This window comes from Sphingomonas longa (assembly GCF_016892685.1).
GTDB classification, from domain to species: Bacteria; Pseudomonadota; Alphaproteobacteria; order Sphingomonadales; family Sphingomonadaceae; genus Sphingomonas; species Sphingomonas longa.
The window spans coordinates 114,879-140,697 of sequence record NZ_JAFEMC010000003.1 but is presented as its reverse complement, the minus strand read 5'-3'; the positions used below and the strand labels follow the sequence as shown (position 1 = coordinate 140,697).

At 68.1% G+C, this 25,819-nt stretch carries 28 protein-coding genes and 1 tRNA gene; 23 read left to right on the top strand and 6 right to left on the bottom strand.

The window, feature by feature from the left end:
- Positions 1-317: 317 nt before the first annotated feature.
- The 3 genes from ILT43_RS10515 (at position 318) to ILT43_RS10505 (ending at position 1,863) form a co-directional block, all read left to right on the top strand.
- Positions 318-572 carry an EF-hand domain-containing protein gene (locus tag ILT43_RS10515; RefSeq protein ID WP_204198923.1) on the top strand — a complete coding sequence of 85 codons (255 nt, stop codon included), beginning with the start codon at positions 318-320 and terminating at the stop codon, positions 570-572.
- 153 nt (positions 573-725) lie between these two features.
- Entirely contained in the window at positions 726-1,136 is a 411-nt protein-coding gene (locus ILT43_RS10510; protein ID WP_204198922.1) for a GtrA family protein, read from the top strand.
- A 1-nt stretch (position 1,137) separates the two neighbouring features.
- Positions 1,138-1,863, top strand: coding sequence for a class I SAM-dependent methyltransferase (locus tag ILT43_RS10505; RefSeq protein ID WP_204198921.1), 726 nt, complete (start codon positions 1,138-1,140; stop codon positions 1,861-1,863).
- On the opposite strand, the gene ILT43_RS10500 is transcribed toward ILT43_RS10505, so the two are convergent.
- From ILT43_RS10500 to ILT43_RS10485, 4 genes are all read right to left on the bottom strand, one after another.
- Positions 1,762-2,868 (bottom strand): glycosyltransferase family 2 protein, encoded by a 1,107-nt coding sequence (locus ILT43_RS10500; protein ID WP_204198920.1) that lies wholly within the window; start codon positions 2,866-2,868, stop codon positions 1,762-1,764. The two genes, ILT43_RS10505 and ILT43_RS10500, sit on opposite strands and share 102 nt — an antisense overlap.
- A gap of 106 nt (positions 2,869-2,974) precedes the next feature.
- On the bottom strand, positions 2,975-4,417 hold the full coding sequence (locus tag ILT43_RS10495; protein ID WP_204198919.1) for a M48 family metalloprotease: 1,443 nt from the start codon (positions 4,415-4,417) through the stop codon (positions 2,975-2,977).
- Positions 4,418-4,485: 68 nt separating this feature from the next.
- Positions 4,486-6,303, bottom strand: a complete 1,818-nt coding sequence (locus tag ILT43_RS10490; RefSeq protein WP_204198918.1) for a DUF885 domain-containing protein — start codon at positions 6,301-6,303, stop codon at positions 4,486-4,488.
- Positions 6,304-6,392: 89 nt separating this feature from the next.
- Complete coding sequence (locus tag ILT43_RS10485) at positions 6,393-7,808, bottom strand: sigma-54-dependent transcriptional regulator (protein ID WP_204198917.1); 1,416 nt, start codon at positions 7,806-7,808, stop codon at positions 6,393-6,395.
- Positions 7,809-7,966: 158 nt separating this feature from the next.
- Here ILT43_RS10485 and ILT43_RS10480 point away from each other — a divergent pair, with 158 nt between their 5' ends.
- The 7 genes from ILT43_RS10480 to ILT43_RS10450 all read left to right on the top strand — a co-directional run bounded on the left by ILT43_RS10480 (position 7,967) and on the right by ILT43_RS10450 (position 12,492).
- Positions 7,967-8,092: an aa3-type cytochrome c oxidase subunit IV gene (locus ILT43_RS10480; RefSeq protein WP_204198916.1), complete on the top strand. Its 126-nt coding sequence runs from the start codon at positions 7,967-7,969 to the stop codon at positions 8,090-8,092.
- 7 nt (positions 8,093-8,099) lie between these two features.
- A complete protein-coding gene (locus ILT43_RS10475) occupies positions 8,100-9,221 on the top strand; it encodes an NAD(P) transhydrogenase subunit alpha (RefSeq protein ID WP_204198915.1) in 1,122 nt (373 codons plus the stop codon).
- A 56-nt stretch (positions 9,222-9,277) separates the two neighbouring features.
- The gene (locus ILT43_RS10470) at positions 9,278-9,682 is read left to right on the top strand and encodes an endonuclease domain-containing protein (RefSeq protein WP_239474627.1); all 405 of its coding nucleotides are present in this window, start codon (positions 9,278-9,280) and stop codon (positions 9,680-9,682) included.
- Complete coding sequence (locus ILT43_RS10465; RefSeq protein ID WP_055844357.1) at positions 9,679-9,969, top strand: NAD(P) transhydrogenase subunit alpha part 2; 291 nt, start codon at positions 9,679-9,681, stop codon at positions 9,967-9,969. Before ILT43_RS10470 ends, ILT43_RS10465 begins: the two co-directional genes overlap by 4 nt.
- A gap of 21 nt (positions 9,970-9,990) precedes the next feature.
- Positions 9,991-11,424, top strand: a complete 1,434-nt coding sequence (locus ILT43_RS10460) for an NAD(P)(+) transhydrogenase (Re/Si-specific) subunit beta (RefSeq protein WP_204198913.1) — start codon at positions 9,991-9,993, stop codon at positions 11,422-11,424.
- A 2-nt stretch (positions 11,425-11,426) separates the two neighbouring features.
- Positions 11,427-12,389, top strand: a complete 963-nt coding sequence (locus tag ILT43_RS19785) for a winged helix DNA-binding protein (RefSeq protein ID WP_204198912.1) — start codon at positions 11,427-11,429, stop codon at positions 12,387-12,389.
- A gap of 27 nt (positions 12,390-12,416) precedes the next feature.
- Positions 12,417-12,492: transfer RNA gene (locus ILT43_RS10450), tRNA-Val, on the top strand.
- Here ILT43_RS10450 and ILT43_RS10445 read toward each other — a convergent pair.
- The gene (locus ILT43_RS10445; protein ID WP_239474538.1) at positions 12,480-13,025 is read right to left on the bottom strand and encodes a YopT-type cysteine protease domain-containing protein; all 546 of its coding nucleotides are present in this window, start codon (positions 13,023-13,025) and stop codon (positions 12,480-12,482) included. The two genes, ILT43_RS10450 and ILT43_RS10445, sit on opposite strands and share 13 nt — an antisense overlap.
- 333 nt (positions 13,026-13,358) lie before the next feature.
- Here ILT43_RS10445 and ILT43_RS10440 point away from each other — a divergent pair, with 333 nt between their 5' ends.
- From ILT43_RS10440 to ILT43_RS10390, 11 genes are all read left to right on the top strand, one after another.
- Positions 13,359-13,799 carry a DUF6456 domain-containing protein gene (locus ILT43_RS10440; protein WP_239474622.1) on the top strand — a complete coding sequence of 147 codons (441 nt, stop codon included), beginning with the start codon at positions 13,359-13,361 and terminating at the stop codon, positions 13,797-13,799.
- Positions 13,800-13,864: 65 nt separating this feature from the next.
- A complete protein-coding gene (dapF, locus tag ILT43_RS10435; RefSeq protein WP_204198909.1) occupies positions 13,865-14,806 on the top strand; it encodes a diaminopimelate epimerase in 942 nt (313 codons plus the stop codon).
- A 56-nt stretch (positions 14,807-14,862) separates the two neighbouring features.
- A complete protein-coding gene (locus ILT43_RS10430) occupies positions 14,863-15,717 on the top strand; it encodes an oxygenase MpaB family protein (RefSeq protein WP_204198908.1) in 855 nt (284 codons plus the stop codon).
- A 116-nt stretch (positions 15,718-15,833) separates the two neighbouring features.
- Positions 15,834-16,568: a helix-turn-helix domain-containing protein gene (locus ILT43_RS10425; RefSeq protein WP_204198907.1), complete on the top strand. Its 735-nt coding sequence runs from the start codon at positions 15,834-15,836 to the stop codon at positions 16,566-16,568.
- Positions 16,569-16,781: 213 nt separating this feature from the next.
- Positions 16,782-17,978, top strand: a complete 1,197-nt coding sequence (locus tag ILT43_RS10420; RefSeq protein WP_204198906.1) for an acetyl-CoA C-acyltransferase — start codon at positions 16,782-16,784, stop codon at positions 17,976-17,978.
- 14 nt (positions 17,979-17,992) lie between these two features.
- Positions 17,993-18,451, top strand: a complete 459-nt coding sequence (locus ILT43_RS10415; RefSeq protein WP_204198905.1) for an SRPBCC family protein — start codon at positions 17,993-17,995, stop codon at positions 18,449-18,451.
- Positions 18,452-18,656: 205 nt separating this feature from the next.
- Positions 18,657-19,064, top strand: a complete 408-nt coding sequence (locus tag ILT43_RS10410) for a (R)-mandelonitrile lyase (protein ID WP_204198904.1) — start codon at positions 18,657-18,659, stop codon at positions 19,062-19,064.
- A 26-nt stretch (positions 19,065-19,090) separates the two neighbouring features.
- Positions 19,091-19,846, top strand: a complete 756-nt coding sequence (locus ILT43_RS10405) for an SDR family NAD(P)-dependent oxidoreductase (protein WP_204198903.1) — start codon at positions 19,091-19,093, stop codon at positions 19,844-19,846.
- Between the two features lie 56 nt (positions 19,847-19,902).
- Positions 19,903-20,373, top strand: coding sequence for a DUF983 domain-containing protein (locus tag ILT43_RS10400; RefSeq protein WP_318293486.1), 471 nt, complete (start codon positions 19,903-19,905; stop codon positions 20,371-20,373).
- A gap of 59 nt (positions 20,374-20,432) precedes the next feature.
- Entirely contained in the window at positions 20,433-21,203 is a 771-nt protein-coding gene (gene map, locus ILT43_RS10395; protein WP_204198902.1) for a type I methionyl aminopeptidase, read from the top strand.
- A gap of 215 nt (positions 21,204-21,418) precedes the next feature.
- Entirely contained in the window at positions 21,419-22,066 is a 648-nt protein-coding gene (locus ILT43_RS10390; RefSeq protein ID WP_204198901.1) for a PEPxxWA-CTERM sorting domain-containing protein, read from the top strand.
- Between the two features lie 511 nt (positions 22,067-22,577).
- Here the strand turns inward: ILT43_RS10390 and ILT43_RS10385 are convergent.
- On the bottom strand, positions 22,578-23,309 hold the full coding sequence (locus ILT43_RS10385) for a PEPxxWA-CTERM sorting domain-containing protein (RefSeq protein ID WP_204198900.1): 732 nt from the start codon (positions 23,307-23,309) through the stop codon (positions 22,578-22,580).
- A gap of 576 nt (positions 23,310-23,885) precedes the next feature.
- Between ILT43_RS10385 and ILT43_RS10380 the strand changes: the two genes are divergently transcribed.
- Together ILT43_RS10380 and ILT43_RS10375 are read left to right on the top strand one after the other, a co-directional pair.
- The gene (locus ILT43_RS10380; protein WP_204198899.1) at positions 23,886-24,455 is read left to right on the top strand and encodes a hypothetical protein; all 570 of its coding nucleotides are present in this window, start codon (positions 23,886-23,888) and stop codon (positions 24,453-24,455) included.
- The gene (locus ILT43_RS10375) at positions 24,452-25,762 is read left to right on the top strand and encodes a DNA-packaging protein (RefSeq protein WP_204198898.1); all 1,311 of its coding nucleotides are present in this window, start codon (positions 24,452-24,454) and stop codon (positions 25,760-25,762) included. Before ILT43_RS10380 ends, ILT43_RS10375 begins: the two co-directional genes overlap by 4 nt.
- Positions 25,763-25,819: the final 57 nt, after the last annotated feature.

The following is a 25,819-nucleotide window of genomic DNA, read 5'->3' as shown; positions in this document are numbered from 1 at the left end:
CTGCTTTAGCGGTGACGCTGGATCATTTCGAAAGACTCCCGAGAACGTCACGATGCTACGTCAACGATCGATCGGCGGCAATTCCCGAAACTCGATGCTTTGCGGGGAGGACGGTCGCGTCGCGCAATGACGGCTAGCGGGAGGAGGGGCGGCCTTCAGGCAGCGTTCACCGGCCGGATTCGACCTTGCCCCGTCATCGTCCCCGGCCATCGCGGAGTCCGAACATGCTTGGCGCGTCTCTACTGATCCTGTTGCAGGCGGCGTCCGGCGCTGCGCCGTCGGCGTGCGGTAGTCCACAGCGTGAACTGAAGATGGACATGCAGCTCGATGCCGCGTTCCTCGCGTCGGCGGATGCGAACCGCGACGGGGCGTTGAGCCTGAGCGAGTTTCAGGCGGAACTGGATCGACGACTGGACGCGAAGATCGCCGGGGATCCCGCCGCGCAGAAAAAGATCGGCGCGGAGCAGCGGGTGGCGATCAGGGAAAGGATGATGGCCCCCGGTTTCAGGGGGATGCACAAGAATTCGGATGGTCTGCTGACCGGGGACGAGGTCAAGAGTTTCGCGCAATAGGGATCGGGGAGGCACCTCCGATTTCCGCTCCGGATGCCGGTGGATCGGAGCGGCACCAGCGGTCCGCCCGTGACGCTGGCCGCGTGCGGCCACCCCACCATTGCCCCCGCCCCCTCCACCCCCTAGGGCGGGCAACCCAACAGGCAGGCGAGCGTGGCATCCAGGATCGAGCAATGGCGGACGAGCGGCGTGCTGGGCCAGTTGGTCCGGTTCGGCGTGACCGGCGTGGCCGTGACGTTGTTCTATGCCGCGGTGTATTGGCCGCTTGCCACCTATGTGATGAACCCCAATCTGGCGGTGCTGGTCGCGTTCGTGCTGGCGACTGCGGTCGGCCGGTTCGCGCATGGCGCGGTCAGTTTCCGCGGGCACGGCACGCGCGATCGCGGCACGGCGGTGCGCTTCACGATCGTGCAGGCGCTGGGCTTCCTGCTCAACCAGGGATTTACCTGGGCGCTGGTAACGGGGCCGTTCGTGCATGGGCCGACATGGTGGCCGCTGGTACCGGCGGTGTTCGTGGTGCCGCTGGTGACGTTCGGGCTGCAACGCAATTGGGTGTTCAGGTGATATGGACCGCATAGTCTACGACCGCATGGCGGCGCATGATTCCACCCATTGGTGGTACCGGGCGCGGCGCGACATCCTGGCCGACTACCTGACGCGGTACGGCGACGTGCCGGCGGGTGCACGCATCCTCGAGATCGGGTGCGGCACCGGGCACAACCTGCCGATGCTGGCGAAGTTCGGCTCGGTCGAGGCGATCGAGATCGATCCGGCGGCGCGCCGGATCGCGAGCGAGCGGCTGGGGCAACCGGTCGGCGATGCGCCGCTGCCCGAACTGCCGGGCGTGGAGCGGGGCGCGTACGACCTGGTCGCGGTGCTCGATGTGGTCGAGCATATCGAGGACGATGTCGCCGCGCTGGCGGCGATGAAGTCGCTGTTGAAGCCGGGCGGCAAGATCCTGATCGCGGTGCCCGCACACCAGTGGATGTGGAGCGCGCACGACGTGGTGAACCACCACCACCGTCGCTATTCGAAGGCGACGCTGAAGACGGCGATCGAGCGGGCCGGGCTGAAGCCGGACAAGCTCGGCTATTTCAACACGCTGCTGTTCCCGCTGGCGGCGGCGGCGCGGATCGCGGGGCGGATGACGGGGCGCGACGACAGCGATGATTCGCCGCCGGCCAAGCCGCTAAATACGATGTTCGAGGCCATTTTCCGGCTGGAGCGGCATCTGGTCGGCCGCTTGCCGATGCCGCCCGGCGTCTCCCTCGTCACGCTCGCCAAGCCCTGACGTCGCCGGGTCGGCAGGTAGCGGGGCGGGCGCGGCGGTGAAGCCCAGCGTCGCATGGCCCCGCACCGGGCCGGCGACATCGGCGACGAGGTAGAGCGGGCGGCGCTTTGACTCGATATACAGTCGGCCGAGATATTCGCCGATCATGCCGAGCACGAACATCTGCACCGCGCCGAGGAAGACGGTGACGAGCATCGTCGAGGTCCAGCCCTGCACCGCCGACCCCGACAGCCAGCCGACGGCGATATAGACGAACAGCAGCAGCGACACGCCGGTCAGCGCGAGGCCGACATGGCTCGCCCAGCGCAGGGGCGCGGTCGAGAAGCCGGTGACCGCGTCGAAGGCGAGGCGGATCATCTTGCCGAGCGGGTAATGCGTCTCCCCCGCCAGCCGTTCGGCGCGATCATAGGGGAACGGCACCTGACGAAAGCCGACCCAGGCGACCATGCCGCGGATGAAGCGGGCCTGTTCGGGCAGCGACAGCAACGCGTCGAGCGCGCGGCGGCTCATGAGCCGGAAATCGCCGGTGTCGAGCGGGATGTCGGTATCGGTGACACGGTCGAGCACGCGGTAGAAGAGCTTGGCGGTAGCCTTTTTGAACAGCGTCTCCCCTTCGCGCTTGCGACGGACGGCGTAGACCACGTCGGCCTCCAGATCGGCCATCATGCGGCGCATGTCGGACAGGAGTTCGGGCGGGTCCTGAAGATCGGCGTCGATGATGAGAATCTGTCGGCCGGCGCACAGGTCCAGCCCGGCGGTCAGCGCCAGTTGGTGACCGTGGTTGCGCGACAGGTTGATCGCGACGAGGTGCGGGTCGGTCGCGCTCAACCGCTGCATCGCGGGCCAGCTGTCGTCGCGCGATCCGTCGTTGATGAGGACGACCTCGTAATCGTCGCCGACCGCCGCGCGCGCCGCCGCCGACACGCGCGCGTGCAGGATGTCGAGGCACGCCGCCTCGTTGTAGCAGGGGATGACGATCGACAGGGCGGGCGAGGTGGCGGGCATCCGACCGTCATAGCCGCCGCGGCGTGGGGCGTCATCGGCGTTGTTGCGGGGGTGGCGGGGGCTTGCTCCCCTCCCCTTCATGTGAGGGGAGCAGAAGCCGGTAGGGTCAGCCTGTCACCACCAGTTTCACGAGGCGGCCGGGTTGCAGGCGGTCGTTCGCCGACAGACCGTTGAGTGTCAGGAAGCGTTCGCGGCGATAGTCCGGATAGGCCATGCGCGCCGACAGCGATTCGATCGTGTCGCCAGCCTTGACCGCGACGACGCGGACGATCTTGCCCTTGATCGCCGCCGCCTGAGTTGGGGTCAGCGCGGCGACGCTGGCGAGCAGCGGCTGGAATGGGCCGATGCCGGCACCCGCGGGCGTCACCAGCGTGAAGGTGTAGATCGCCGACGGGAAGCGATAGGCGACGACGGTCGCGTCGACGGCGCGGTTGTTCGCGGCCGCGCGGATCGTGCGGTATGTGTAGGACAGGCCGTTGGCGGTACCGGACTGCGACTCGCTCTCGCCGACATCGGCCCCGAGCGCGCGGAATCGGGCGGTGATCGCCGCGTCCGGGCTGGATGACTGGCTGCCCTGAAACATCGCCTGACCGCCGCTGCCGGCGATCGTCACCGCGTCCGTGCCGTTGGCGATCGTGTAGCCGGTGGGTGCCGAGAAGCGGACGCGCAGTTCGGGGTGGCGAAAGGTTTGGCCATCAACCACGCCCTGCGCGGGATCGTCGTCATAGGGCAGGCCATCGAGCATGCGCAGAAAGGCGGTGTCCTGAGCGCCGGTAGCGGGCGGACGACCGGTGTCCTGCGCCAGTTTGCGCGCGCGGGCGATCCGGTCCGCGCCGTTGGGGTGGGTGGAGGCCCAGCTGGGCGTGCCCTTCGCGTCGCGGCCGGCGATACGCGCAGTCAGCGTCGTCTCGGCGTCGAGCTGCGTTAGCATCGCGGCGGCGGCATAAGGGTCGTAGCCGGCGGCGGTGATGTAGCGAACGCCGAGGCCGTCGGCCTGATATTCCTGGCTGCGGCCATAGCCCAGCGTGTACAATTGCGCGCCGGTGCCGGCGAGCTGGCCGACCGCGCTGCTGCCGGTGACGGCGCCGAGAATGGCGGCGCCGATCGAGCCGATCTTCGAGCGTGTGTTGCGGCTGGCGGAGTGACGGGCGGCGACGTGGCCGACTTCGTGTCCGAGGACGGAGGCGAGTTCGGCCTCCGAGTTCATCAGCGCGAGCAGCTGCCGCGTGACGTAGACATAGCCGCCGGGATTCGCGAAGGCGTTTTCGACCGGCGAGTTCAGCGTCGTGATCGTGAAGTCGCCGGTCGCGTTCGACAGGCCGGACTGGACCGCGACGCGGCGGCCGATGCGTTCGACATAGGCCGCCTGCGGTCCCCGGTATGCGCCGCCATATTCGGCGACGAGCTGCGGGTTCGCCTGCGCGCCCTGTTGCTTGTCCGAGGCGGAGATCGCGCGGGTCTGCTGGGCCGTTACCGGTGCGGCGAGCGGCCCGGCGAGTGGGGCGGCGATGCCGGCGAGCAGCAGCGCACAGTGGGTAGGCCGGATCATGCTGGAATCTCCCTTTGCGGACAGAAAGCGCCGATCCGGCCAGAGTTCCGCTCCGGTCGGGGTTCCCCCTAGGCCATCCGGCGCGCTGCCTGTTCGGTAAGCTGTTCGAGCATCACCAGCGGCACCGCGCCCGCGTCGAGCACGTCGTGGAATTTTTTCAGGTCGAAACGCTGACCGGCGATGGCCTGCGCCTTCGCGCGCGCGCGCAGCCAGCTGGCGTGACCGATCTTGTAGCTGCACGCCTGACCCGGCATCGTGCAGTAGCGCTCGATCTCGCGCTGCGACCGGGGACGCGCGAAGCCGACGGTGTCGACGAAATACTGCGTCCCCTGATCGCGGGTCCAGCGCTTGGTGTGGATGCCAGTGTCGGCGACCAGCCGGGCGGCGCGGAACAGGAAGGACTGAAGGTAGCCGGCACGCTCGATCGGGCCGGCATAGCCGCCGAGTTCGTCGGCGAGTTGCTCGGCGTACAGCGCCCAACCCTCCAGATACGCGCCGAAGAAGCTGATCTTGCGCAGCGTATGCACGTCGGCGCGCTGCGCGGTCGAGATCTGGAGGTGATGGCCGGGCACGCCCTCGTGATAGGTGAGCGAGGGCAATGTGTATTTCGGCCAGTCGGCGACGGATTTCAGGTTGATCCAGTAGATCGCCGGGCGGGAACCGTCGAGCGGGGCGCGGTAGTAGTAACCGTTCGACGCGCCGTCCTGGATCTCGACCGGTACCGCCTTGATCTCCAGCGGCGCGTCGGGGGCGTTGGTGAACGCCTGCGGCAGTTTCGCCTGCATCGCGCGGGCGCTGGCGTTCAGGCTCGCGATCAGGTCGGTGCGGCCGGCGGCGGTATCGGGGTAGAGCTGCGCCGGCAACGCGTTGAGCGCGGCGAGGCGAGCGCCGACGCTGCCCTTGGTCATGCCCTGCTGCTTCAGGATGACGTCGAGCTGCGACGAGAGGTCGGCAACCTGTTCGACGCCCATCGCGTGGACTTCGGAGGGCGACAGGGTCGTCGTGGTCGCGGATGCGAGGGCGGCGGCGTAGATCGCTTCCCCCTGCGGGATCGCCCACAGGCCGGCGTCGCTGCGGGCCTTGACGCGCAGGGCCTTCATCGCGGCGATCTGGCGGTCGAGCGCCGGATAGACCTTCGTCTCGACGATCTTTGCGGCGCGGGCGGCATAGTCGCCCTGGAGCTTGGCGGCGGCGGCGCGGCGCTCCACCGAGGTGACGAGCATGTTCGCGGACGCCGCCGGGCTGCGCAGCTTCGCCATCTGGCCGAGCGCGAGGTCGAGCGAGAAGTCGGGCGCGACATAGCCGCGGGCGGCGTCGGCGCGCTGCACCTCCGTATCGTTGTCGAGCGCGGTGCCCATCTGGTCGAGGCGGGCGATATAGGCCTCCGCATCGGCGGCATTGGCGATGCTGTGCGTCGAATCGAGGAAGTCGGGCAGGCTGAAATAGACGCCGCGCTGCTGCGTGATGCGATAGGGCTGGGTCGCCGCGTCGATGCCGAAGCGTTCGGGGGCAAGGATGCCCTGATCGGTGGAGTAGAGCACGACGTCGCGGTCGATCGCAGCCTGTGGCGACAGCGTCTTGGGATCGATCGCGGTCAGCGTCGCGCGCTGCGCCTTGGCGCGGGCGAGATCCCTGGCGCGGGCGGCGAGCGAGTTGTCGCCAAGCTGGGAGCGGAGGTCGGCGTTCGCGCCCTTGTCGAAGCCGAGCGAGGTGGCGAATTGCGGCGATTCGCGGACGCGTTCGGCAAGGATGGCGTCGAAGGCCGTCTTCAGCGCGGCGTCGCCCGGCGCGGCTGGTGCGGCCGTCTGCGCCGCGGCGCGGGCGAGCGGCGACAGCGCAAGGGCGCTGGCGGCGGTGCCACCGGCGATGAAATGACGACGGTTCATGAAGCTCTCCCGCAAATGACGCGAGGGAGGACTAACCGGTGGCGGCGGCAGGGGAAAGCCCGTCAGCGTGGCGACGGAAAAGCCGGCGATCAGGCCGCGGCGTTGTCGATCCCGAGCTCGCCGAGCTTGCGGTACAGCGTCGAGCGGCCGATCCCGAGGCGACGCGCGACCTCCGTCATCCGGCCGCGATAGTGGCCGATCGCCAGCCGGATCACGTCCGCCTCGATATCCTCGAGCGGGCGCATGTTGCCGTCGGGATAGAAGAGGGTGACGCCGCCCCCCTCCGGCGCGGTCCGCATCGCGCTGCCGCGACGGCCCATCGCGGCGATCTGTGGGAAGTCGGCGCTGGTCAGCGCGTCGCCCTCGCAGAGGATGGCGGCGCGGAAGAGCGCGTTCTGAAGCTGGCGGACATTGCCCGGCCATTCGTAATCGCCGAGCAGTTGCAGCGCGTCGTCGGTGATGCCGAGCGGGCGCAGACCGGGTTGCTTGGCGATCCGCGCGAGCAGATGGCGGGCGAGGGCCGGAATGTCGCCGGTGCGTTCGCGCAGGGGCGGGATCGTCACCTGCACGACGTTGAGGCGGTAATACAGGTCCTCGCGGAAGCGCCCCGCCTCGACCTCGTCGATCAGGCGGCGGTTGGTCGCGGCGATGACGCGCACATCGACCTCGCGCGGGTGGCGGCTGCCGAGCGGCTGGACCTCTCCCGTCTGAAGGACGCGGAGCAGCTTGACCTGCGCCTCCAGTGGCATCTCGCCGACTTCGTCGAGCAGCAGCGTGCCGCCGTCCGCTTCCTGGAAACGCCCGATCTTGCGTTCGAAGGCGCCGGTGAACGCGCCCTTCTCGTGGCCGAACAGCTCCGATTCCACGAGGTTGGCGGGGATCGCGCCGCAATTGACCGCGACGAGCGGCTTCTTCGCGCGCGGCGACGCGGCGTGGATCGCCTCCGCCACGACCTCCTTGCCGACGCCGCTTTCGCCTTCCAGCAACACGGGCACGCGGGCGCGCGCGGCCTTGGCGGCGATCGCCAAGGCGGTGCGGAAATCGGGTGCGGACCCGACGATCTCGTCGAAGGCGAGCAGCGCCGGGATCTTCTCGGTCAGCGGGCGCAATTCGCCCGCGGTGGTGCCGCCGACCGCGGTGTCGAGCGCGGCGAGCAGCCGTTCGGGGGCGAGCGGCTTGACGAGGAAGTCGGTCGCGCCGGCGCGCATCGCTGCGACGGCGTGGGCAACCGACCCGTTCGCGGTCAGCACGAGGATTGGCAGGGCGGGACGGCGCGACCGCAATTCGGCGAGCAGCGCGTCGGATTCGGCATCGGTGCCCCAGTGATCCAGCAGGATCGCGTCCAACTGCATCCCGTCCTGAGTCCCCAGCGTGGCGATCGCCATCTCCGCATCGCTGGCGAAGACCGAGCGCCACCCCGCGCGGGCGGCGAGCGCCGACACCAGCCGGCGCTGGGCCGGTTCGTCATCGATCAGCAGAAGCAGTCGCTGCCCATTTCGCGTCATGCGTGTCGTCCGTCCCCGTTCGGTACGCGGCATAGTCCTTGACGGGTAAAGGCGGGCTTAAGTCCGGAATGGGCACGTCAAGGGGCTTGAGGGTAACGGATCGCGTGATTAGGGTCCGAATTCGAAACATCCTTCTTCGGGACTTGGGTAGAGGTACTATGGCCGGCAACACCGACTTGAACGCGCACGTCGCCAGCTATGATCGGATGATCGGCATGATGAAGTGGGGCTCCGTCGGCGTCGCGATCATCGTCGCGATCGTCATCTGGCTGATCGCGGCCTGATCCGGTCATGAAGATTGCCGTCCTCAAGGAAACTGCGGACGGCGAAAAACGCGTCGCCGCGACGCCCGAAACCGCGAAGAAGTTCGCCGCGCTGGGCGCGACCGTTGCGGTCGAGTCGGGCGCCGGCGAGGCGGCGGGCTTTGCGGACGGCGGCTATGCCGATGCGGGTGCGAGCGTGGGCGACCGCGCGGCGGCGCTGGCCGGTGCGGACATCGTACTGGGCGTGCAGGGGCCGGACGCATCCACGCTGACCGGGGCCACGCCGGGCGCATGGCTGGTGGCGTCGCTGAACCCCGTGGCGGAGCGGGCGCGGATCGACGGATATGCCGCGGCCGGGATCGAGGCGCTGGCGATGGAATGGATGCCGCGCATCACGCGCGCCCAGTCGATGGACATATTGTCGTCGCAGTCGAACCTGTCCGGGTACAAGGCGGTGCTGGACGCGGCGGCGGAATATGGCCGCGCCTTTCCGATGATGATGACGGCGGCGGGCACGGTCAGCGCGGCGAAATGCTTCGTGATGGGGGTCGGCGTCGCGGGGCTTCAGGCGATCGCGACCGCGCGGCGGCTGGGTGCGCAGGTGTCGGCGACCGACGTGCGCTCCGCGACGAAGGAGCAGATCCAGTCGCTGGGCGCCAAACCGATCTTCGTCGAGAAGGTCGCCGGCATCGAGGGCGAGGGCGCAGGCGGCTATGCCGGCGAGATGAGCCCGGAATATCAGGCAGCGCAGGCGGAGCTGGTGTCCGGCCATATCGCCAAGCAGGACATCGTCATCACCACCGCGTTGATCCCCGGCCGAGCCGCACCACGCCTGGTTACCGACGCGCAGGTCGCGACGATGCGACCGGGCAGCGTGATCGTCGATCTGGCGGTGGAGCAGGGCGGCAATGTCGAGGGATCGCGGCCGGGCGAGGTCGTGGTGCGCCACGGCGTCAAGCTCGTCGGCCACCGTAACGTACCGAGCCGGCTGGCGGCGGACTCGTCGGCGCTGTTCAGCCGCAACCTGTACAATTTCCTGAGCGCATTCTGGGACAAGGAGGCCGGACGGCCGGTGCTGGACGCGGAGATCGGCGATGCGATCCGCCTGACGCAGGGTGGCGCGGTGGTGCATGCGAGGCTGACCGCATGATCCTCCCCGGCACGGGGAGGGGGACCGGCGAAGCCGGTGGAGGGGGCGTGCCGCGCATGCTCCGCCCCGAAGTCGCTATCGCACGCAAGATGCGTCGGACGATGAGCTTGCCCGAGGTGATTCTCTGGGAGAGACTGCGGGCGGGCCGAGCGGGCTTCAAGGTGCGCCGACAGCACCCGATCGGGCCCTATGTGGTCGATTTCTTTTGTCGCGATGCTCTGACGGTCATCGAGATCGATGGCGAGGCGCATGGCCGTGGTGATCGGCCCGTCCGCGATGCCGTTCGATCAACCTATCTGCAAGACAATGGGTGCGGCGTGATCCGCTTTACCGCGGGTGAAGTGTTGGAGGATATCGAGGCGGTCGTCACGGCGATCGTCTCGCGGGTGGCACGCCCCCTCCACCACTCGCCTGCGGCGAGCGGTCCCCCTCCCCGTTCCGGGGAGGATTTTGAATCATGACCTTCATCGCGATCCTGTCGATCTTCGTCATGGCGTGTTTCGTCGGCTATTACGTCGTGTGGTCGGTGACGCCGGCGTTGCACACGCCGTTGATGGCGGTGACCAACGCCATCTCGTCCGTCATCATCGTCGGCGCGCTGGTCGCGTCGGCGGCGGCCGGGTCGCCGGTGGCGAAGTGGCTGGGGCTGGGGGCGGTGGTGCTGGCGAGCGTCAATATCTTCGGCGGCTTCGCGGTCACCGCGCGGATGCTGGCGATGTACAAGAAAAAAGAGCGTCCGTCCGCGTGACGGGGGCGAGAGGGGGCCGCCATGCATGAAGTCGCCGTAAATCCGTGGGTGGCGCTCGCCTATCTCGCGGCGGGGGTGTGCTTCATCCTCGCGCTCAGGGGATTGTCGAGCCCGGCGACCAGCCAGCGGGGCAACCGGCTGGGTATGATCGGCATGGGCATCGCCGTCGTGACGACGCTGGTGACGCACGAGATCGCCAGCCTGCCGGAGATCCTCGTCGCGATCGCGGTGGGCGGCGGGATCGGCTTCGTCATCGCGCGCCGGATCGCGATGACCGCGATGCCGCAGCTGGTCGCGGCGTTCCACTCGCTGGTCGGGCTGGCGGCGGTGCTGGTCGGCGTGGCGGCGTATCTGAACCCGACCGCATTCGGAATCGCCGAGCTGGTGGTGCCGATGATCGGCGAGCCGTTCGCGGTGATTCATCCCGCCAGCCGGATCGAGCTGGGGCTGGGCGTGGCCATCGGCGCGATCACGTTTTCGGGGTCGATCATCGCGTTCCTGAAGCTGAACGGCAACATGGGCGGCAAGCCGATCCTGTTGCCGGGGCGGCACATGCTGAACCTGGGCGTGCTGGGGTCGATCGTCGGGCTCGTCATGTATTTCACGCAGGATCAGGCGCCGTGGGTGTTCTGGACCGTGACCCTGTTGTCGTTCGCGATCGGGTTCCTGCTCATCATCCCGATCGGCGGTGCCGACATGCCCGTCGTGGTGTCGATGCTGAACAGCTATTCGGGCTGGGCGGCGGCGGCGATGGGCTTCACGCTGGGCAATACGGCGATGATCATCACCGGCGCGCTGGTCGGATCGTCGGGCGCGATCCTGAGCTATATCATGTGCCGGGCGATGAACCGCAGCTTCATCAGCGTGATCGCCGGCGGCTTCGGCGCGGTGGCGGACACGAGCGGCGGCGGCGACAAGGTCGACCGCCCGTGGAAACGCGGATCGGCGGAGGATGCGGCGTTCCTGATGCAACAGGCCGAACAGGTCATCATCGTGCCGGGATACGGCATGGCGGTGGCGCAGGCGCAGCACGTGCTGCGCGAAATGGGCGATAAGCTCAAAGAGCACGGGGTGCGCGTGAAATACGCGATCCACCCGGTCGCGGGGCGGATGCCGGGGCATATGAACGTGCTGCTGGCGGAGGCGAACGTGCCGTATGACGAGGTGTTCGAACTGGAGGACATCAACTCCGAATTCGCGCAGACCGACGTGGCGTTCGTGATCGGCGCGAACGACGTGACCAATCCCGCCGCGAAAACCGACAAGACGTCGCCGATCTACGGCATGCCGGTGCTGGACGTGGAGAAGGCGAAGACGGTGCTGTTCATCAAGCGCAGCATGGGCGGGGTCGGCTATGCCGGCGTCGACAACGACGTGTTCTACATGGACAATACGATGATGCTGCTCGCCGATGCGAAGAAGATGGTCGAAGAGATCGTCAAGGCGATCGGCTGACCGTGGCAACCGGGTGGGGCGCCGCGCCCGCCAGCTTCGCGGCGCTGGCGATCGGGGATTCCGATCGCGGCTACGAGGCGGCGGTGACGCGGTGCGGCGGGCGGATGCTCGCGACGCTGGGCTGGGATGTCCTGGCGGTGGAACTGGGGCGACATGCCGGGCGGCCGATGCTGCTGGTCGAGGCGGAGGGGGTTCAGGAGGCGGTGCTGCTCGGTACGCTGCCGCGGATCGATGCGGTGGCGACCGCGCTGGGGTTGCCGCTGGTGGTGGCGCTGGGCACCGCGCAGATCGATCTCGTTGCGGCGCTGCTGCTGACGCGGGATCAGGCGCTGCTGGTGGAGCCGGACGCGTTCGACCGGCTGGCGGCGGTTGCGGCGGCGGCGGGGCGGCTGGGCGACCCGATGCTCCGCGACCACGTCCGCGAGGGCGAGCCGTCGCCGCTGGCGCGTCTGAACGAGGAGGTCGCGCGGATCGCCGACCTGCTCGCGCGACTGGCGCGAGAGGGTGATGCGCGCGCGAACGGGGTGGAGCCGCCGCGGAACGATGCCAGCGTGGTCGCGGACCGGCGCAACGGCTTCGGCATCGAACCGGGCGCGGAGCAGGCCGGGATCGACGCCGCCGAGGTGGCCGCGCTGGTCCGCCAGACGATCCGCGCGCGGCGATTGCGGGACGGTTTCCTGGGCGAGGGGCTGTTCGAGGATCCGGCGTGGGACATGGTGCTGGACCTGTATGCCGCGCATCTGGAGGGCGAACGCGTGTCGGTGTCGAGCCTGTGCATCGCGTCCGCGGTGGCGTCGACGACGGCGTTGCGCTGGATCGGGAAGCTGACCGCGATCGGGTTGCTGGTGCGCGAACCCGATCCGAGCGATCGCCGCCGCGCCTTTGTTGCATTGTCCGAAAAAGCGCGGCAGGGGATGCATGCCTATGTGGCGGCGGTCCGGCGAGCCGGCCTGCCGATCGCGTAGCAGGACTGGTCCACCCGGACACACCGGGGGCGCTTAGCTCAGTTGGTAGAGCATCTCGTTTACACCGAGAGGGTCGGCGGTTCGAGCCCGTCAGCGCCCACCAGACCGTTGCCGCTGCGCCTGAAAGACGCAAAGCTTGATGACCAGCGACTTTGCGGGCGGGCCGTTCTTCGCACCGCCGGCGGTGCCCTTGTACGACCGCTGGATGAAATCCTTGTCAAACCACGCGACGAAGAAATCCTGAAACTGTTGCGCGGTCGCGAACGTCACCGAGCCGAAATTGGGGTCGTAGAAGCTGAAGGTCCGGCCGACCGCCGCCGCCATCGAGTGATTGGGAGAATTGACGAGCGCGTAGCCGGTGCCGATCGAAACCAGCCCCTTGGCGACCTTCCCGAACCGGCCGAAATAATCCGAATATTCGGTATTCCACTCGGACGTAATGAGACCCGCCTGGCCGACATCTTCCGACACCTGATATTCCGCGTGCTGGCGACTGTGGTAGTTTCGGATGTTGCCGGTCCACTGCCCGATGCGGGTCTGATCGGTTTTACCGGCGGCGAAACCGGCAGCCTGATACCCGTTGCCGATGATCGACGCGGCGCTGTCGCCGCGGGCCATGCCAATGATGTATGCCATCGACAATCCGAAACACCAGCCACCAGAATCCGGACTAAGTTCAGCAAGAATAAGGGCTTGCGAGGTAGGTACGATATCTGTCGCGTTGAACTTGCGCGCAAGGGCGATGAATTCCGGCAGCTTGTCCCGAACCTTGTTCCAAGACTTGTCCATATCCGGCATGTCAGATCCCCTTGAATCCCGAACGATACGCATCGCGTCGCCACGCCCGTTCGTCAATCAATTTGGACAGCATCGTCGCGGCGGAACGCAGCTCCATCAAAATTGCTGCACCGGCTGTCCTACAGGAGCCGGATCATGTCATCCGCCACATCGAGAGCGAAGGACGGTGTGATGCAGGAATTGCGGCGGGAAATTACGGCGGCGACGTTCGGGGGCAGGCGGGTGGCGGTGAACGTCGCCGAGTCGCCCTTGTCGTGGCTGGCGGCGCGGGGGCTGGTCACGCCGCGGCAGGTTGCGGCGGGGGAGCGGTTGCGGATGGATCACGAGCGGGCGGCGATGGCGCCGTCGGTAACGATGCGGTGGAGCGAGCGGGTGGATGGCGGCGGGGGCGACGGGCTGGACACGGCGACCGCGCAACTGGCGGCGAAACGGCGGTTCGATGCGGCGATTGCGGGCGTGGGACCGGGGCTGTGCGACGTGCTGTGGCGGGTGGTGTGTGCGGGCGAGGCGTTGCCGGCAGCGGAGAAGAAACTGGGGTGGCCGACGCGGTCCGGGCGGCTGGTGCTGACGATGGCGCTGGACCGGCTGGCGAGCCATTACCGGATCGGCTGAACTTTGATCGGTTGGGGGCATCCGCCGCGTGGCATCCGCCGCCCCGCGCCCCTAGATAGGGAAGCATGCGGTTTGCGATCACCAAATGCCACGGGTCCGGCAACGATTTCCCGATGATCGACGCGCGGGACATCGCGCTGTCGGATGCCGAGTGGGCGCGGGTCGCGCGGGTGCTGGCGGATCGGGCCGGGCCGGTCGGCGGCGACGGGCTGTTGCTGATGACCCCCGGCACGACGGAGCGGCCGATCGGGTTCCGGATGTTCAACGTCGACGGGTCGGAAGCGGAGACGTGCCTGAACGGACTGCGCTGCGTCGCGCGGATGGGGTTCGAGGCGCTGGGGATCGACCGCGGCGGCGTGCAATTGAACGGCTCGATCGCGTGGGCCGAGCGTGACGGCGACATCGCGCCGGGCGTCTACACGGTGTCGGAGCGGGCCGGCCCTGCGTCGCTGGATGCCAGTGCGTGGCCGCTCGGCGATCTGGCGCGGGCGGTCGAGCAGCCGGTGCCGATGCTGAGCAGCGAGCGGGCGTTCACGGCGGTGGCGATCCCCAATCCACACCTCGTCAGCTTCGTCGATACGATCGACGATGCGGAACTGTCGGCGATCGGCGATATCTGCGAGGCCGCGCCCGACTGGTTGCCGCGGCGGGCGAACGTCAGTTTCGTGCAGGTGCGCGGCGACAGCCTGTTCGTGCGGACGTTCGAGCGCGGCGTCGGCCTGACCAACAGTTGCGGCAGCGCGATGGCGGCATCGACCTATGCGGCGGGGCTGACCGGGCGGATCGGCTGGGACGTGCCCGTCACCGTCTTCAACCGCGGCGGGCTGGTCCGCGCGGTGGCGGGCGAGGACGCGATGGTCACGCTGTCGGGCAACGCGACGTTCGAGTGGGTCGGCGAGGTCGTGATCGGTACGGACGATGTCTGCGAACTGACGGTGACCGACCGGTACGACTCGGAAATCGCGGCATGGGACGGCATAGTGCGGACGGCGGCGCGGTGGCATTGAAAGAACGGGCGTGGAAAAAACGGGCGCTGACAGACCGGGCGTTGACAGACCGGGCGTTGACAGACCGGGCGCTGGGCGAACGCGTCCGCACCGTGCTGGGCGATCGGATGCGGGCGATGGTCGGATCGACCGAACTCGACCTGTCGCGGCCCGAGGGTGACGACGGTCTGTTCGGGCCGGACTCCGCGACATGGGCGGTACATGGCGACTTCCCGAGCATGCTGATCGGCGGCACGGCGTCGCTGCTGATGCAGATGTTGCATCCCGGCGCGCTGGCAGGCGTCTGGGATCATAGCGATTTCCGGCGCGGCATGGCGGGGCGGCTGAAGCGGACGGCGCAGTTCGTGACCGTGACCACCTATGGATCGACGGCGGCGGCGAACGCGTCGATCGCCCGTGTGCGCGGCATCCACCGGCACGTCGTGGGGACGCTGCCCGATGGCCGACCCTATGCCGCGGACGATCCGGCGTTGCTGACCTGGGTCCATGCGGCGGAGGTCGAGTGTTTCCTGCGCGCGCATCTGGCGTATCGCGATCCGGCGATGCCGATGGCGCGGCAGGACGCCTATATCTCCGAAATGGCGCAAATCGCCCAAGCTTTAGGTGCAGAAAATGTTCCGACCAGCCGGGCGATGTTGTCGGCGTATCTGGAGGGAATGCGACCGGCCCTGCGCGTCGATCACCGCACGCGCGACGTGGCGCGCCGACTGCTGAACCAGCCGGTCGGCGGGATGATAGGTGGGCCGGCTAACACCTTGATGTTGAAGGCTGCCGTCGATCTATTGCCGCTTTGGGCGAAGCGGCTACATGGCTGGGATGCGCCGGCCCAGGCGCGGGCCGGGGCCGGCATCCGAGTGGGTGCAGCGGGCATCGGGCACGTCCTGCGCTGGGCGTTGAAGCCGACCTCTTGATCTATGTTGGCGTTTCGCTAGTGGACCATGTTAGCGAGCGGAAATCGGCGTTCGGCTAACGCGCTGGGTTCAGGCGACAGAGACAGACTTGCGCTCCCGCCCCAGGGAGTAGGCCAGTGTCCGATGTTGCCGCAATCGTCGTCCGGAAGCTGGAAATGCGGGCGCGGCTCAGCGCCGCCGATCGGACGGCTGTCGCGGCGATGGTTGTTCAGCACCGTCAGTACGAAGCCGGCAGCTATCTGGTCCGCGAAGGCGAGCCGCCACGCCCGACCTGCGCCTTCATCATCTCCGGCATCGCCTATCGCCAGAAGCTGACGCGGGAGGGTGCGCGGCAGATCGTGGCGCTGGAGATGCAGGGTGATTTCATCGACGTGCAGCACCTGTTCCTGCGATGCGCGGATCATAACGTCCAGTCGCTGACGCGGATGGAGACGGCGGAGGTCAGCCGCGAAGGGCTGCGACAGTTGGCACTGACGCACCCCGCGATCGGCGAGGCCTTGTGGGTCGATGCGCTGGTAGCGGGATCGGTGTATCGCGAATGGATCACCAATCTCGGCCGGCGCGACGCCAAGACGCGGGTGGCGCACCTGCTGTGCGAGTTCACGTTGCGCGCGCGGGCGGCCGGGATCGCCGGGCATCTCCAGTATGAATTGCCGATGACGCAGGAACAACTGGGCGATGCGACCGGGCTGACCAGCGTGCACGTCAATCGCACGCTGAAGGCGCTGGAAGTCGATGGACTGATCGCGCGCGACCGGCGACACGTCCGCCTGATCGACTGGGATCGGATCGTCGACGTGGCCGATTTCAACTCACGCTACCTGCATCTGGATCAGGTCGGCGCCGAATAGGCGCGCTTGCGAGGCGTGGGCCGAGCAGGATAGTTCCCGGCCAAAGACCGCCCGGTCCGGATGTCCCTGCGGCAGCATTGCTCCCAGCCGCGAGCGTTTGCACCAGCGGACCGGTGGATGCCGGGACGAGCCCGGCATGACGGCAGGGCGAAAACGCGCCGTCGGCTTGCGTCGGCCTGACGGGCGCGGCAGCATGATGGCGAGAGGATCATCATGCGCGAAGCCGTCATCGTATCGACCGCCCGTACCGGGATCGGCAAAGCCTATCGCGGCGCCTTCAACGCCACCGAAGCGCCGGTGCTGGCCGGGCATGTCATGGCCGCCGCCGTGGAACGCGCCGGGATCGATCCGGCGCGGATCGACGACGTGTTCTGGGGCGTCGGGAATCAGTGGGGGACGCAAGGGGGGAATGCGGGGCGGATGGCGGTGTTCGCCGCCGGCCTGCCGATCACCGTGCCGGCCTTCACGCTCGACCGGAAATGCGGGTCGGGGCTGACGGCGGCGGCGCTGGCGGCGCGGTCGATCATCGCGGGCGACCTCGACGTGGCGCTGGCGGGCGGGATGGAGTCGATCAGCCTGTCCGTGACCAAGGACGCGCCGCGATACGTCAACCAAAGCGTCGTCGAACGCGTGCCGGGCGCGTACGTGCCGATGATCGAGACGGCGGAGATCGTCGCCGAACGGTACGGCATCCCGCGGGAGGCGCAGGACGCCTACGCCGCGCAGAGCCAGCAGCGCGCGGCGGCGGGGCTGGCGAACGGGGCCTTTGCGGAGGAGATCGTGCCGATCACGGTCGAGAAGGCGCTGTTCGACAAGAGCGGCGCGCGGATCGGCAGCGAGACGGTCACGGTAACGCAGGATGAGGGCATCCGGCCCGGCACGACTGCGGAGGCGCTGGCGGGCCTGAAGACGGTGTGGCCGGGCGGCGATTTCAGTGGGCCGGGCAGCCACGTCACGGCGGGCAACGCCAGCCAGTTGTCGGACGGCGCGGCGGCGCAGATCGTGATGGACCGGGCGATGGCGGAGGCCGAGGGGCTGACGATCCTGGGCGTGTATCGCGGGTTTCAGGCGGCGGGCTGCGCGCCCGAGGAGATGGGCATCGGGCCGGTCTTCGCGATCCCGAAGCTGTTGGAGCGGGCCGGATTGTCGGTCGCGGACATCGGGTTGTGGGAGCTGAACGAGGCGTTTGCGTCGCAATGCCTGTATTGCCGCGACACGCTGGGCATCGATCCCGACCGGTACAACGTCAATGGCGGCGCGATCGCGATCGGGCACCCGTTCGGCATGACCGGCAGCCGGCTGCTGGGTCACGCGCTGATCGAGGGGCGCAAGCGCGGCGTCCGATACGTCGTGGCATCGATGTGCACGGCGGGCGGCATGGGCGCGGCCGGGCTGTTCGAGATCATCTGAGGGAGGAGCATGGGATGACGCCGGAACCGCTGGAACTGTCCGTGACGCGTCACATCGCCGCGCCGGTCGACACGGTATGGCGGATCGCGACGGAGCGGATGGTCGATTACTGGTGCCCGCGACCGTGGCGGGTCGAGATCGTCGAGCAGGAATGGCGCGCGGGCGGGCGGTCGGCGATGGTGATGCATGGCCCGAACGGAGAAGCGATGCCGCAGGAGGGTGTGTTCCTGGAGGTGACGCCGGGCGTCCGCTTCGTGTTCACGGATGCGTTCGCGGCGGGGTGGCGACCACAGGGGCCGTTCATCGTCGGGATCGTCGCGCTGGCCGCGGAGGATGGCGGCACGCGCTACACCGCGACGGCGCGCCACTGGACCGCGGAGGCGTGCGAGCAGCACCGCGCGATGGGGTTCGAACAGGGTTGGCGCACGGTGGCGGATCAGCTGGCCGAACTGGCGGAGGCGAACTCGAGGTAGCGTCAGGCGCCGGTTTCGGGGCGATCTCTCCACAGGCGGGGCGCTCGTGGGGGGAGCGCGTTCGTGCTAACCGCCCGGGCGACCGTGCCACTGCGGTTCCTGCCCCGACGATGAGCGTTGCTCATCGTTGCGTGGACGGCGCGGCGGGTACTCCATGCTGATGCACGCGCCATATCCCACTCTACGGAAACGAGGAGTTGGACAGATGGACATTCCACCGAAGGTCGAGATGGCGACGGTCGCGGGGCCGGCCGAGTATTTTACCGGCCGCGTTACGATCACCGGGCAGTTCCAGCGGCCCGAACCCTCGCGTGTCAGCGGCGCGATCGTGCGCTTCGAACCGGGCGCGCGGACTGCGTGGCATAGTCATCCGCTGGGCCAGACGCTGATCGTGACGGAGGGGGTCGGCTGGACCCAGATCGAGGGTGGACCGAAGTTCGAGTTCCACGCCGGCGAGCAGCTCTGGTGTCCGGCGAACCGCCGCCACTGGCACGGGGCGACGGCGACGACGGCGATGACGCACGTGGCGATCCAGGAGTCGCTCGACGGCTCCCCCGTCACCTGGATGGAGCATGTCAGCGACGCCGACTACCTCGCCGAGCCCAAAGGCTGATTTCTCTATTATCGAAAGGTATTGCCATGTCCGTAGGGCAACGATTCACCGGCAAGGTGGCATTCGTCACCGGGGCCGCGAGCGGCATCGGCCGCGCCACCGCCGTCGCCTTTGCGCAAGAGGGCGCGCGCGTCGCGATCCTGGACCTTACCGAAGAGGCACTCGCCACGACCGCCGAGGCGGTGCGGGCGACCGGTGCGGAGGTGCTGGTCCTCGCCTGCGACGTCGCGAAGCCGGAGCAGGTGGAGGCTGCGATCGCCGAAGTGGTCGCGACGTTCGGGCGGCTCGACGTCGCGTTCAATAATGCCGGCGTCGAGAACAAGGCCGCGCCGGTGGCGGAGATCGCGCTGGAGGAATGGGATCACATCCTGAATATCAACCTGCGCGGGACCTTCGTGTGCATGAAATACGAACTGGCGCAGATGGTGCGGCAGGGTAGCGGCGTGGTCGTCAACACCTCGTCCGGCGCGGGCGTGCGCGGCGTCGCGGGCGGCGCGTCCTATGCCGCGTCGAAACATGCGATCATCGGGCTGACGAAGTCCGCCGCGCTGGATTACGCAAAGGCGAACATCCGCGTGAATGCGGTGCTGCCGGGCAATATCGAGACGCCGATGATGGATCGCTTCACCGGCGGCGATATCCAGAAGGCGATCGATCTGGAACCGGTCGGGCGGCTGGGCAAGCCGGAGGAGATCGCCGACGCGGTGTTGTGGATGAGTGCCGATCTGGGCGCCTTCGTCACCGGGGCGGCGATCGCCGTCGATGGCGGCTGGTCGCTATAGGGGTTGGGACAATCCGTCCAATCGACGCCGCGCGGCGGCGGGCCCATGTGGGCGGGATGACAGAGCATCCCGACATGTCGCCGCCGCCGGCTGCGACTCCCGCCGCGTCCGACGGCGACAAGTTCCGCTGGATCCTGCGGTGCGGATGGAAGGGGCTGTGTCCACGCTGCGGCGAGGGCAGGATGTTCGCGTCGTGGCTGAAGGTGACCGACCGGTGCGACGCGTGCGGGCTGGATTACCGGTTCGCCGCGCCCGACGACGGACCGGCCTTTTTCTCGCTGTGCATCGTCGCGTTTCCGCTCGCGTTCTTCATCGTGTGGATCCAGGTCGCGTTCGATCCGGCATGGTGGGTGCATCTGTTCACGTCGGTGCCGGTGATGCTGATCGGCACGCTGTTGCCGCTGCGCCCGATCAAGGGGTGGCTGGTCGCATCGCAATACGTCAACCGTGCGCAGGAACACGGGACGGGCGCGCTGTGGTCGCAGCTGCACGGGACCGAACCGGGGCGGAGCGATTTCGACCAGTAACGTGCGGCAGTAGCGGTCCGGTTCGCGTTTCGGTACGGTGGCTTGGTGAAGAACGGGGCATGGTGAAGAACGCGGACGAACTGGCGCTGATGCGGGCATCCGGGCGGTTGCTGGCGTCGGTATTCGCGATGCTCGACGGGCTGGAACTGGCGGGGCTGTCGACGCTGGCGGTGAACGACCGGGTCGAGCGGTTCATTACCGACGATCTCGGCGCGCGGCCCGCCAGCAAGGGGCAGTATGGTTTCGCGTACGTCCTGAATTCATCGATCAACGGCGTGGTCTGTCACGGCGTGCCGAGCGCGGACGAGATCATCCGCAACGGCGACATCGTTAATCTGGACATCACGCTGGAGAAGGACGGCTTCATCACCGATTCCAGCAAGACCTACATGGTCGGCGAGGTCGCTCCCGCCGCGCGCCGACTGGTGAGGGTGGCGCAGGAGGCGATGTGGAAGGGGATCGCGCAGGTGCGGCCGGGCGCGCGGCTGGGCGACATCGGCGCGGCGATCGACCGGCATGCGAAGAAGGCCGGTTATGCGGTGGTGCGCGAGTTTTGCGGCCACGGGATCGGCCGCGACATGCACGAAGCACCGGAGGTGATGAATTTCGGCAAGCCGGGCACGGGCGCGATGCTGCGCGAGGGCATGACCTTTACGATCGAACCGATGGTGAATCAGGGCAGCCGCAAGGTCGTGACCGGGGACGACGAGTGGACGGTGACGACGGCGGACGGGAAGCTGTCGGCGCAATTCGAGCATACGGTGGCGGTGACCAAGGACGGGGTCGAGGTGCTGACGCTGCGGGCCGGCGAGCACGTGGGTCGGGGTTGAGGTGCTGACGTTGAGGGCCGACGAGCACGTGGGACGGTGTCCGATCGCTAATTTTTGAAACGGCGGGCGTGGTTCTTCAAGGGATTAGCCGACGCGCGTCCCAATGCGAAACGTGGCATGCTTAAAAGTTGGTTTCCGGTCGTCACGGAAGCCTGAACCTCAGCTAAACGGGCCGCAGCATCTGCCCCGACGGCGATGCATCGGGGACGAGAGACATGATGAAGACGATGATCGCAGCCGGTTTCACGGCAGCATTGATGATGGCCGCGCCGGCCACGGCGCAGTCGCTGACGACCACGTTCGCGGGCGGCAATTCGCAGAACGGCAACATTTTCGACGTGCTGGTGGGGAACCAGGCCATCAGCCTGAATTCGCTGGGGCTGAACGTGAACACGAACGCGGGCACGACTGGTACGTTCGAGTTCTACTTCCGTCAGGGCACCTCGACCGGTTTCCAGAGCGATGCGGCCGGCTGGACGTTGTTTTCGACCAATACGGCGGTTTCGGCCGGATCGGGCGTCGTGACCGCGATCGACATCACCAACCTGATGCTCGACGCCAACACGCGCTATGGCCTGTATTTCACGCAGACCGCGGGTTCGTTGAGCTACACCAACGGCACCGGCGTCGGTAACGTCGCCGCCACGAACGGCGACCTGACGGTGTTCGAGGGCTATGGCGCGGCGTACCGGTTCGGATCGAGCTTCCAGCCGCGCGTCGTCAATGCGACGTTCGAGTACACCGTCGCAGGCGCTGGCGCAGTGCCGGAGCCGGCGACGTGGGCAATGATGATCGGTGGCATCGGCATGGTCGGTGGCGCGATGCGCCGCCGCAAGGTCAGCACGACGGTTTCCTTCGCCTGATCCTGCCGATCCGTTCGGATCGGTCAAAGCCGCCGGTTGCCCAGCAACCGGCGGCTTTTTCGTGTCGCGTCGAGGCTCGGCGTGCGGGAGGTGGCAACCTGCGGCAGGCCGCCAAGGCGCAGGACGGGTTCAATCTATCCTGCTCTCCTTTTCTCGGGGAGTGTTGCGACACAGTTCTGCTGCCTGTTACATAAGCACTACCCCGGCGAAGGCCCGCGCTCAGTCGGGTAGCGGTCTCAGTCGATTACCGCCGGCATCCCAACTGGACCCCGGCCTTCGCCGGGGTGGCAGAGGAGTTTCGCAACGACCTTCTTGAGAGAGGGACGGGATGGATTTCTTCGCCAGCGATGGGCTGGCGGCGAGGCCACACCTCCGAACCGACACGGGTGAAGACGCGAATATTGGATGTTTACGCCCTTCGAACAGGCGCGCGCGAGCGGCCCAGCACTGGGTCCCCGCCTTCGCGGGGACACAGGACCGGTTCCTGTCCGAGGGGGATCAGCGTCGAATTTTACGCCCCGGCCACGCGCAGCAACGGTGTCCGGCGTCGGCGTAGCGCGCCGCCGGCGAGGCCGATGCCGGCGATCATCATCGCCCAGCTCGCGGGTTCGGGGACGGCGCCGGCGAGCGGGGTGACGGAGAAATTGTCGCCCGCGACGTCGAAGACCGTGAAGCCGTAGAAATAGTCGGGTTCGTAGGTGGTGAATTCGATCTGGTCGACGTTCGCGAGGACGCTGGCGAAGGTACGGCCGGCGGGCAGGTTCAGGAATCCGTCGCCGTCGACACCGCCCCAGCCGGACGGGAAGGCGGCGGCGCTGGTGTCGTCGATCGTCACCGACAGCGTCTGCCAGCCGTCGATCGCGGCGGAGAGCGTGCCGAGCCGGTAATAGACGGTGGCGTTGTCGGCGCTGTTGGCGGGATCGAGGTCGGTCAGCTTTACGAACAGGCCGCGGGTCACCTCGGTACCGAGATAGGTGATCGAGTTGGTCAGCACGTCGAGGCTGATCGTCACGCCGGCGCTGCGCGTGTAATCGCCGAGAAAGCCGGCATTGCTGTCGTTGCGCCACGAGATGCCGAAGCTCTCGGCCTGCGTGTGGAAGGACGGGGCGGTGTTGCCGAGACTGGTGTCGACGACCGCGTTGCCGATCCACCCCTCCGCGCCGTTCGAGAAGTCCGTCGTTTCCGCGGTGGCCGCGGATGCCGTCCAAAGGGCGGCGGGAATCAACAGATGTGCGAGCTTCATGATCGTACTCCCCGTTTGGTGGCGCCTGGGCGCATCCCCCCCGTCGATCGGGGCCGACGCGCCTCCCTGTTGGGAGTTCGCGCGCAACCCTCTGTATAAGTGTCGTTAACCATAGGCTCGCATGCGGGTCGGGGGCCGGCAAGCGGGCGTTTTGGGCAGCAATCGATGCTTGCGCCGAGACGGTGCTTGACAGCGTCACGCTGTTTGTGTACAAAACAGGAACATCGAGAATTAGCAAGTCGGGCCGGCGCGGTTCGGGGGCGGGGGCCCTCGGATTTGCGACCGGCCCTTCTGGCGTTCGGAACGGTCGAGGCGGATTTGTCGGGGTCGGGTCCTTCTGGGTCGCGCCCATCAAAGGAGCGGCTCGGGAGGGGGCGGTCTGCGGGTCTGGCCCCGTGGGTTCCGGCCGACGGGTTCTACGATGGGGACGCGACCGCCTGCGGGGGCGGCGGGCGCGGGGGGCGACGTGGGTGGGGTCGTCACCGGTAGCGGCAGCAGGGGAGGACGCGGGATATGGCGCGGAACGAAACGGCGAGGGGACCGACACCAGGAACACAGCGCGTCGGAGAGGACGCGATGATCGCGGACGCTGCGTTGGGACGCGAAGAAGAGTACACGATCGGTGCATTGGTGCCGGTCACCGCAGGACGCGCCGCCGCCGGGGTCGCCCGCGCGGAGAAAAGGCTGTTTACCCGGCGAAGTCTGGTGCGCTATCCGCGCCGTGACGGCTGGACGGTGGAGCGGCGACGATTGTTCCTCGAATGCCTATCGGCGACGTGTTGCGTGACGCTGTCCGCCAAGCGCGCCGGGATGAGTCCGAGTGGCGCGCGGCAGTTGCGCGAGCGGGATGCGGAATTCTCCGGGCTTTGGGAGACCGCGCTGGCCTTCGGCAAGGCGCGGCTTCGGGAGGATTTGCTGGCGTACGCACTGGGTCGTCGATCCAGCGGTGATAACCCGGCCGACATCGATTTCGATGCGCCGCGTGCAGAGCCGTTCGATCCCGAACTGGCCATCAAGGTGCTGACGTACCTTGATGGCCGCCCGGAGCCGGGATCGCAGCGGCGGGCGGCCGCGCCGACACAGGGACAGGTGGATGCGGCGCTGCTCGCGCGGCTGGACGAACTGGTGAAGCGGGGGCGCGGATGACCGAGGAGGGCGAGGTGCTGGCGCGGCTGGCGGCGGTCGCGCCGGAGCACCGCGAGGAGGCTTTGTTCATCCTGCCGCCGGGACTGCGGATGCGGCTGATGCAGGATTGGGGAAGCTGGGCGCATGCCGGGCAGGTCGCGCCATTGGGCGACTGGCGGGTGTGGCTGATCCGCGCCGGGCGCGGCTTCGGCAAGACGCGGGCGGGGGCGGAGTGGGTGGCGGCCTATGCGCGGGAGAATGCGAAGGCGCGGATCGCGCTGGTCGGCGACACCGCGGGCGAAGTGCGCAAGATCATGATCGAGGGAGCGAGCGGCCTGATCGCGGTGGCGGGCGCGACCGACAAGATCGAGTGGCGCGCCTCTGCCGGGGAAGTGACGTTCGGATCGGGGGCGAAGGCGTATGTCTATTCGGCGAACGCACCGGAGGCGTTGCGCGGGCCGGAGCATCATATCGCGTGGTGCGACGAACTGGCGAAATGGCGATACGGCGACGCGGCTTGGGACAATCTGATGCTGGGGCTGCGCATCGGTGACCGGCCGCGGGCGCTGGTGACGACGACGCCGCGCCCGACGATGCTGATGCGGCGCGTGATGGCGTTGCCCGACTGTATCGAGACGCGGGGCGGCACGCGCGACAATCCGTACCTGCCGACGAGCTTCGTGCGCGACATGGAGGCGCGGTACGGCGGATCGCGGCTGGGGCGGCAGGAACTGGACGGCGAACTGATCGAGGACATCGAGGCGGCTTTGTGGACGCGCGACCTGATCGAGCGGCAGCGGGTGGCGAGAGCGCCGGAGCTGGTGCGGGTGGTGATCGGCGTCGATCCGCCCGCGACCGCAGACGGCGATGCGTGCGGGATCGTGGCGGTGGCGCTGGGGCGGGACGGGCACGGCTATGTCGTGGCGGACGCGTCGGTGCGGGGACTGGGGCCGGAGGGCTGGGCGCGCGCCGTCGCGGACTGCGCCGCGACGTGGGAGGCGGACCGCGTCGTGGCGGAGGTCAACCAGGGCGGCGACATGGTCGAAAGCGTGCTGCGTGCGGCCGACGCCGGCATGCCGGTGACGAAGGTGCGCGCGGCGCGCGGCAAGGTCGCGCGGGCGGAACCGGTGGCGGCGCTCTACGCGGCGGGCCGGATGTTCCACGCGGGTGCGTTCAGGGCGCTGGAGGACGAGCTGGCCGGGCTGGCGGTCGGCGGCGGGTATCAGGGACCGGGCCGGTCGCCGGATCGCGCCGATGCGCTGGTGTGGGCGGCGACGTTCCTGATGCTGGGCGGGCGGACGGGCGAGGTGGGGTTGCGGGTGGTTTAGGGGTGCTGTCGCCGGTGCGCCTGCGCTGGCGGGGTGCTGGTGGCCAGACCCGCCCCC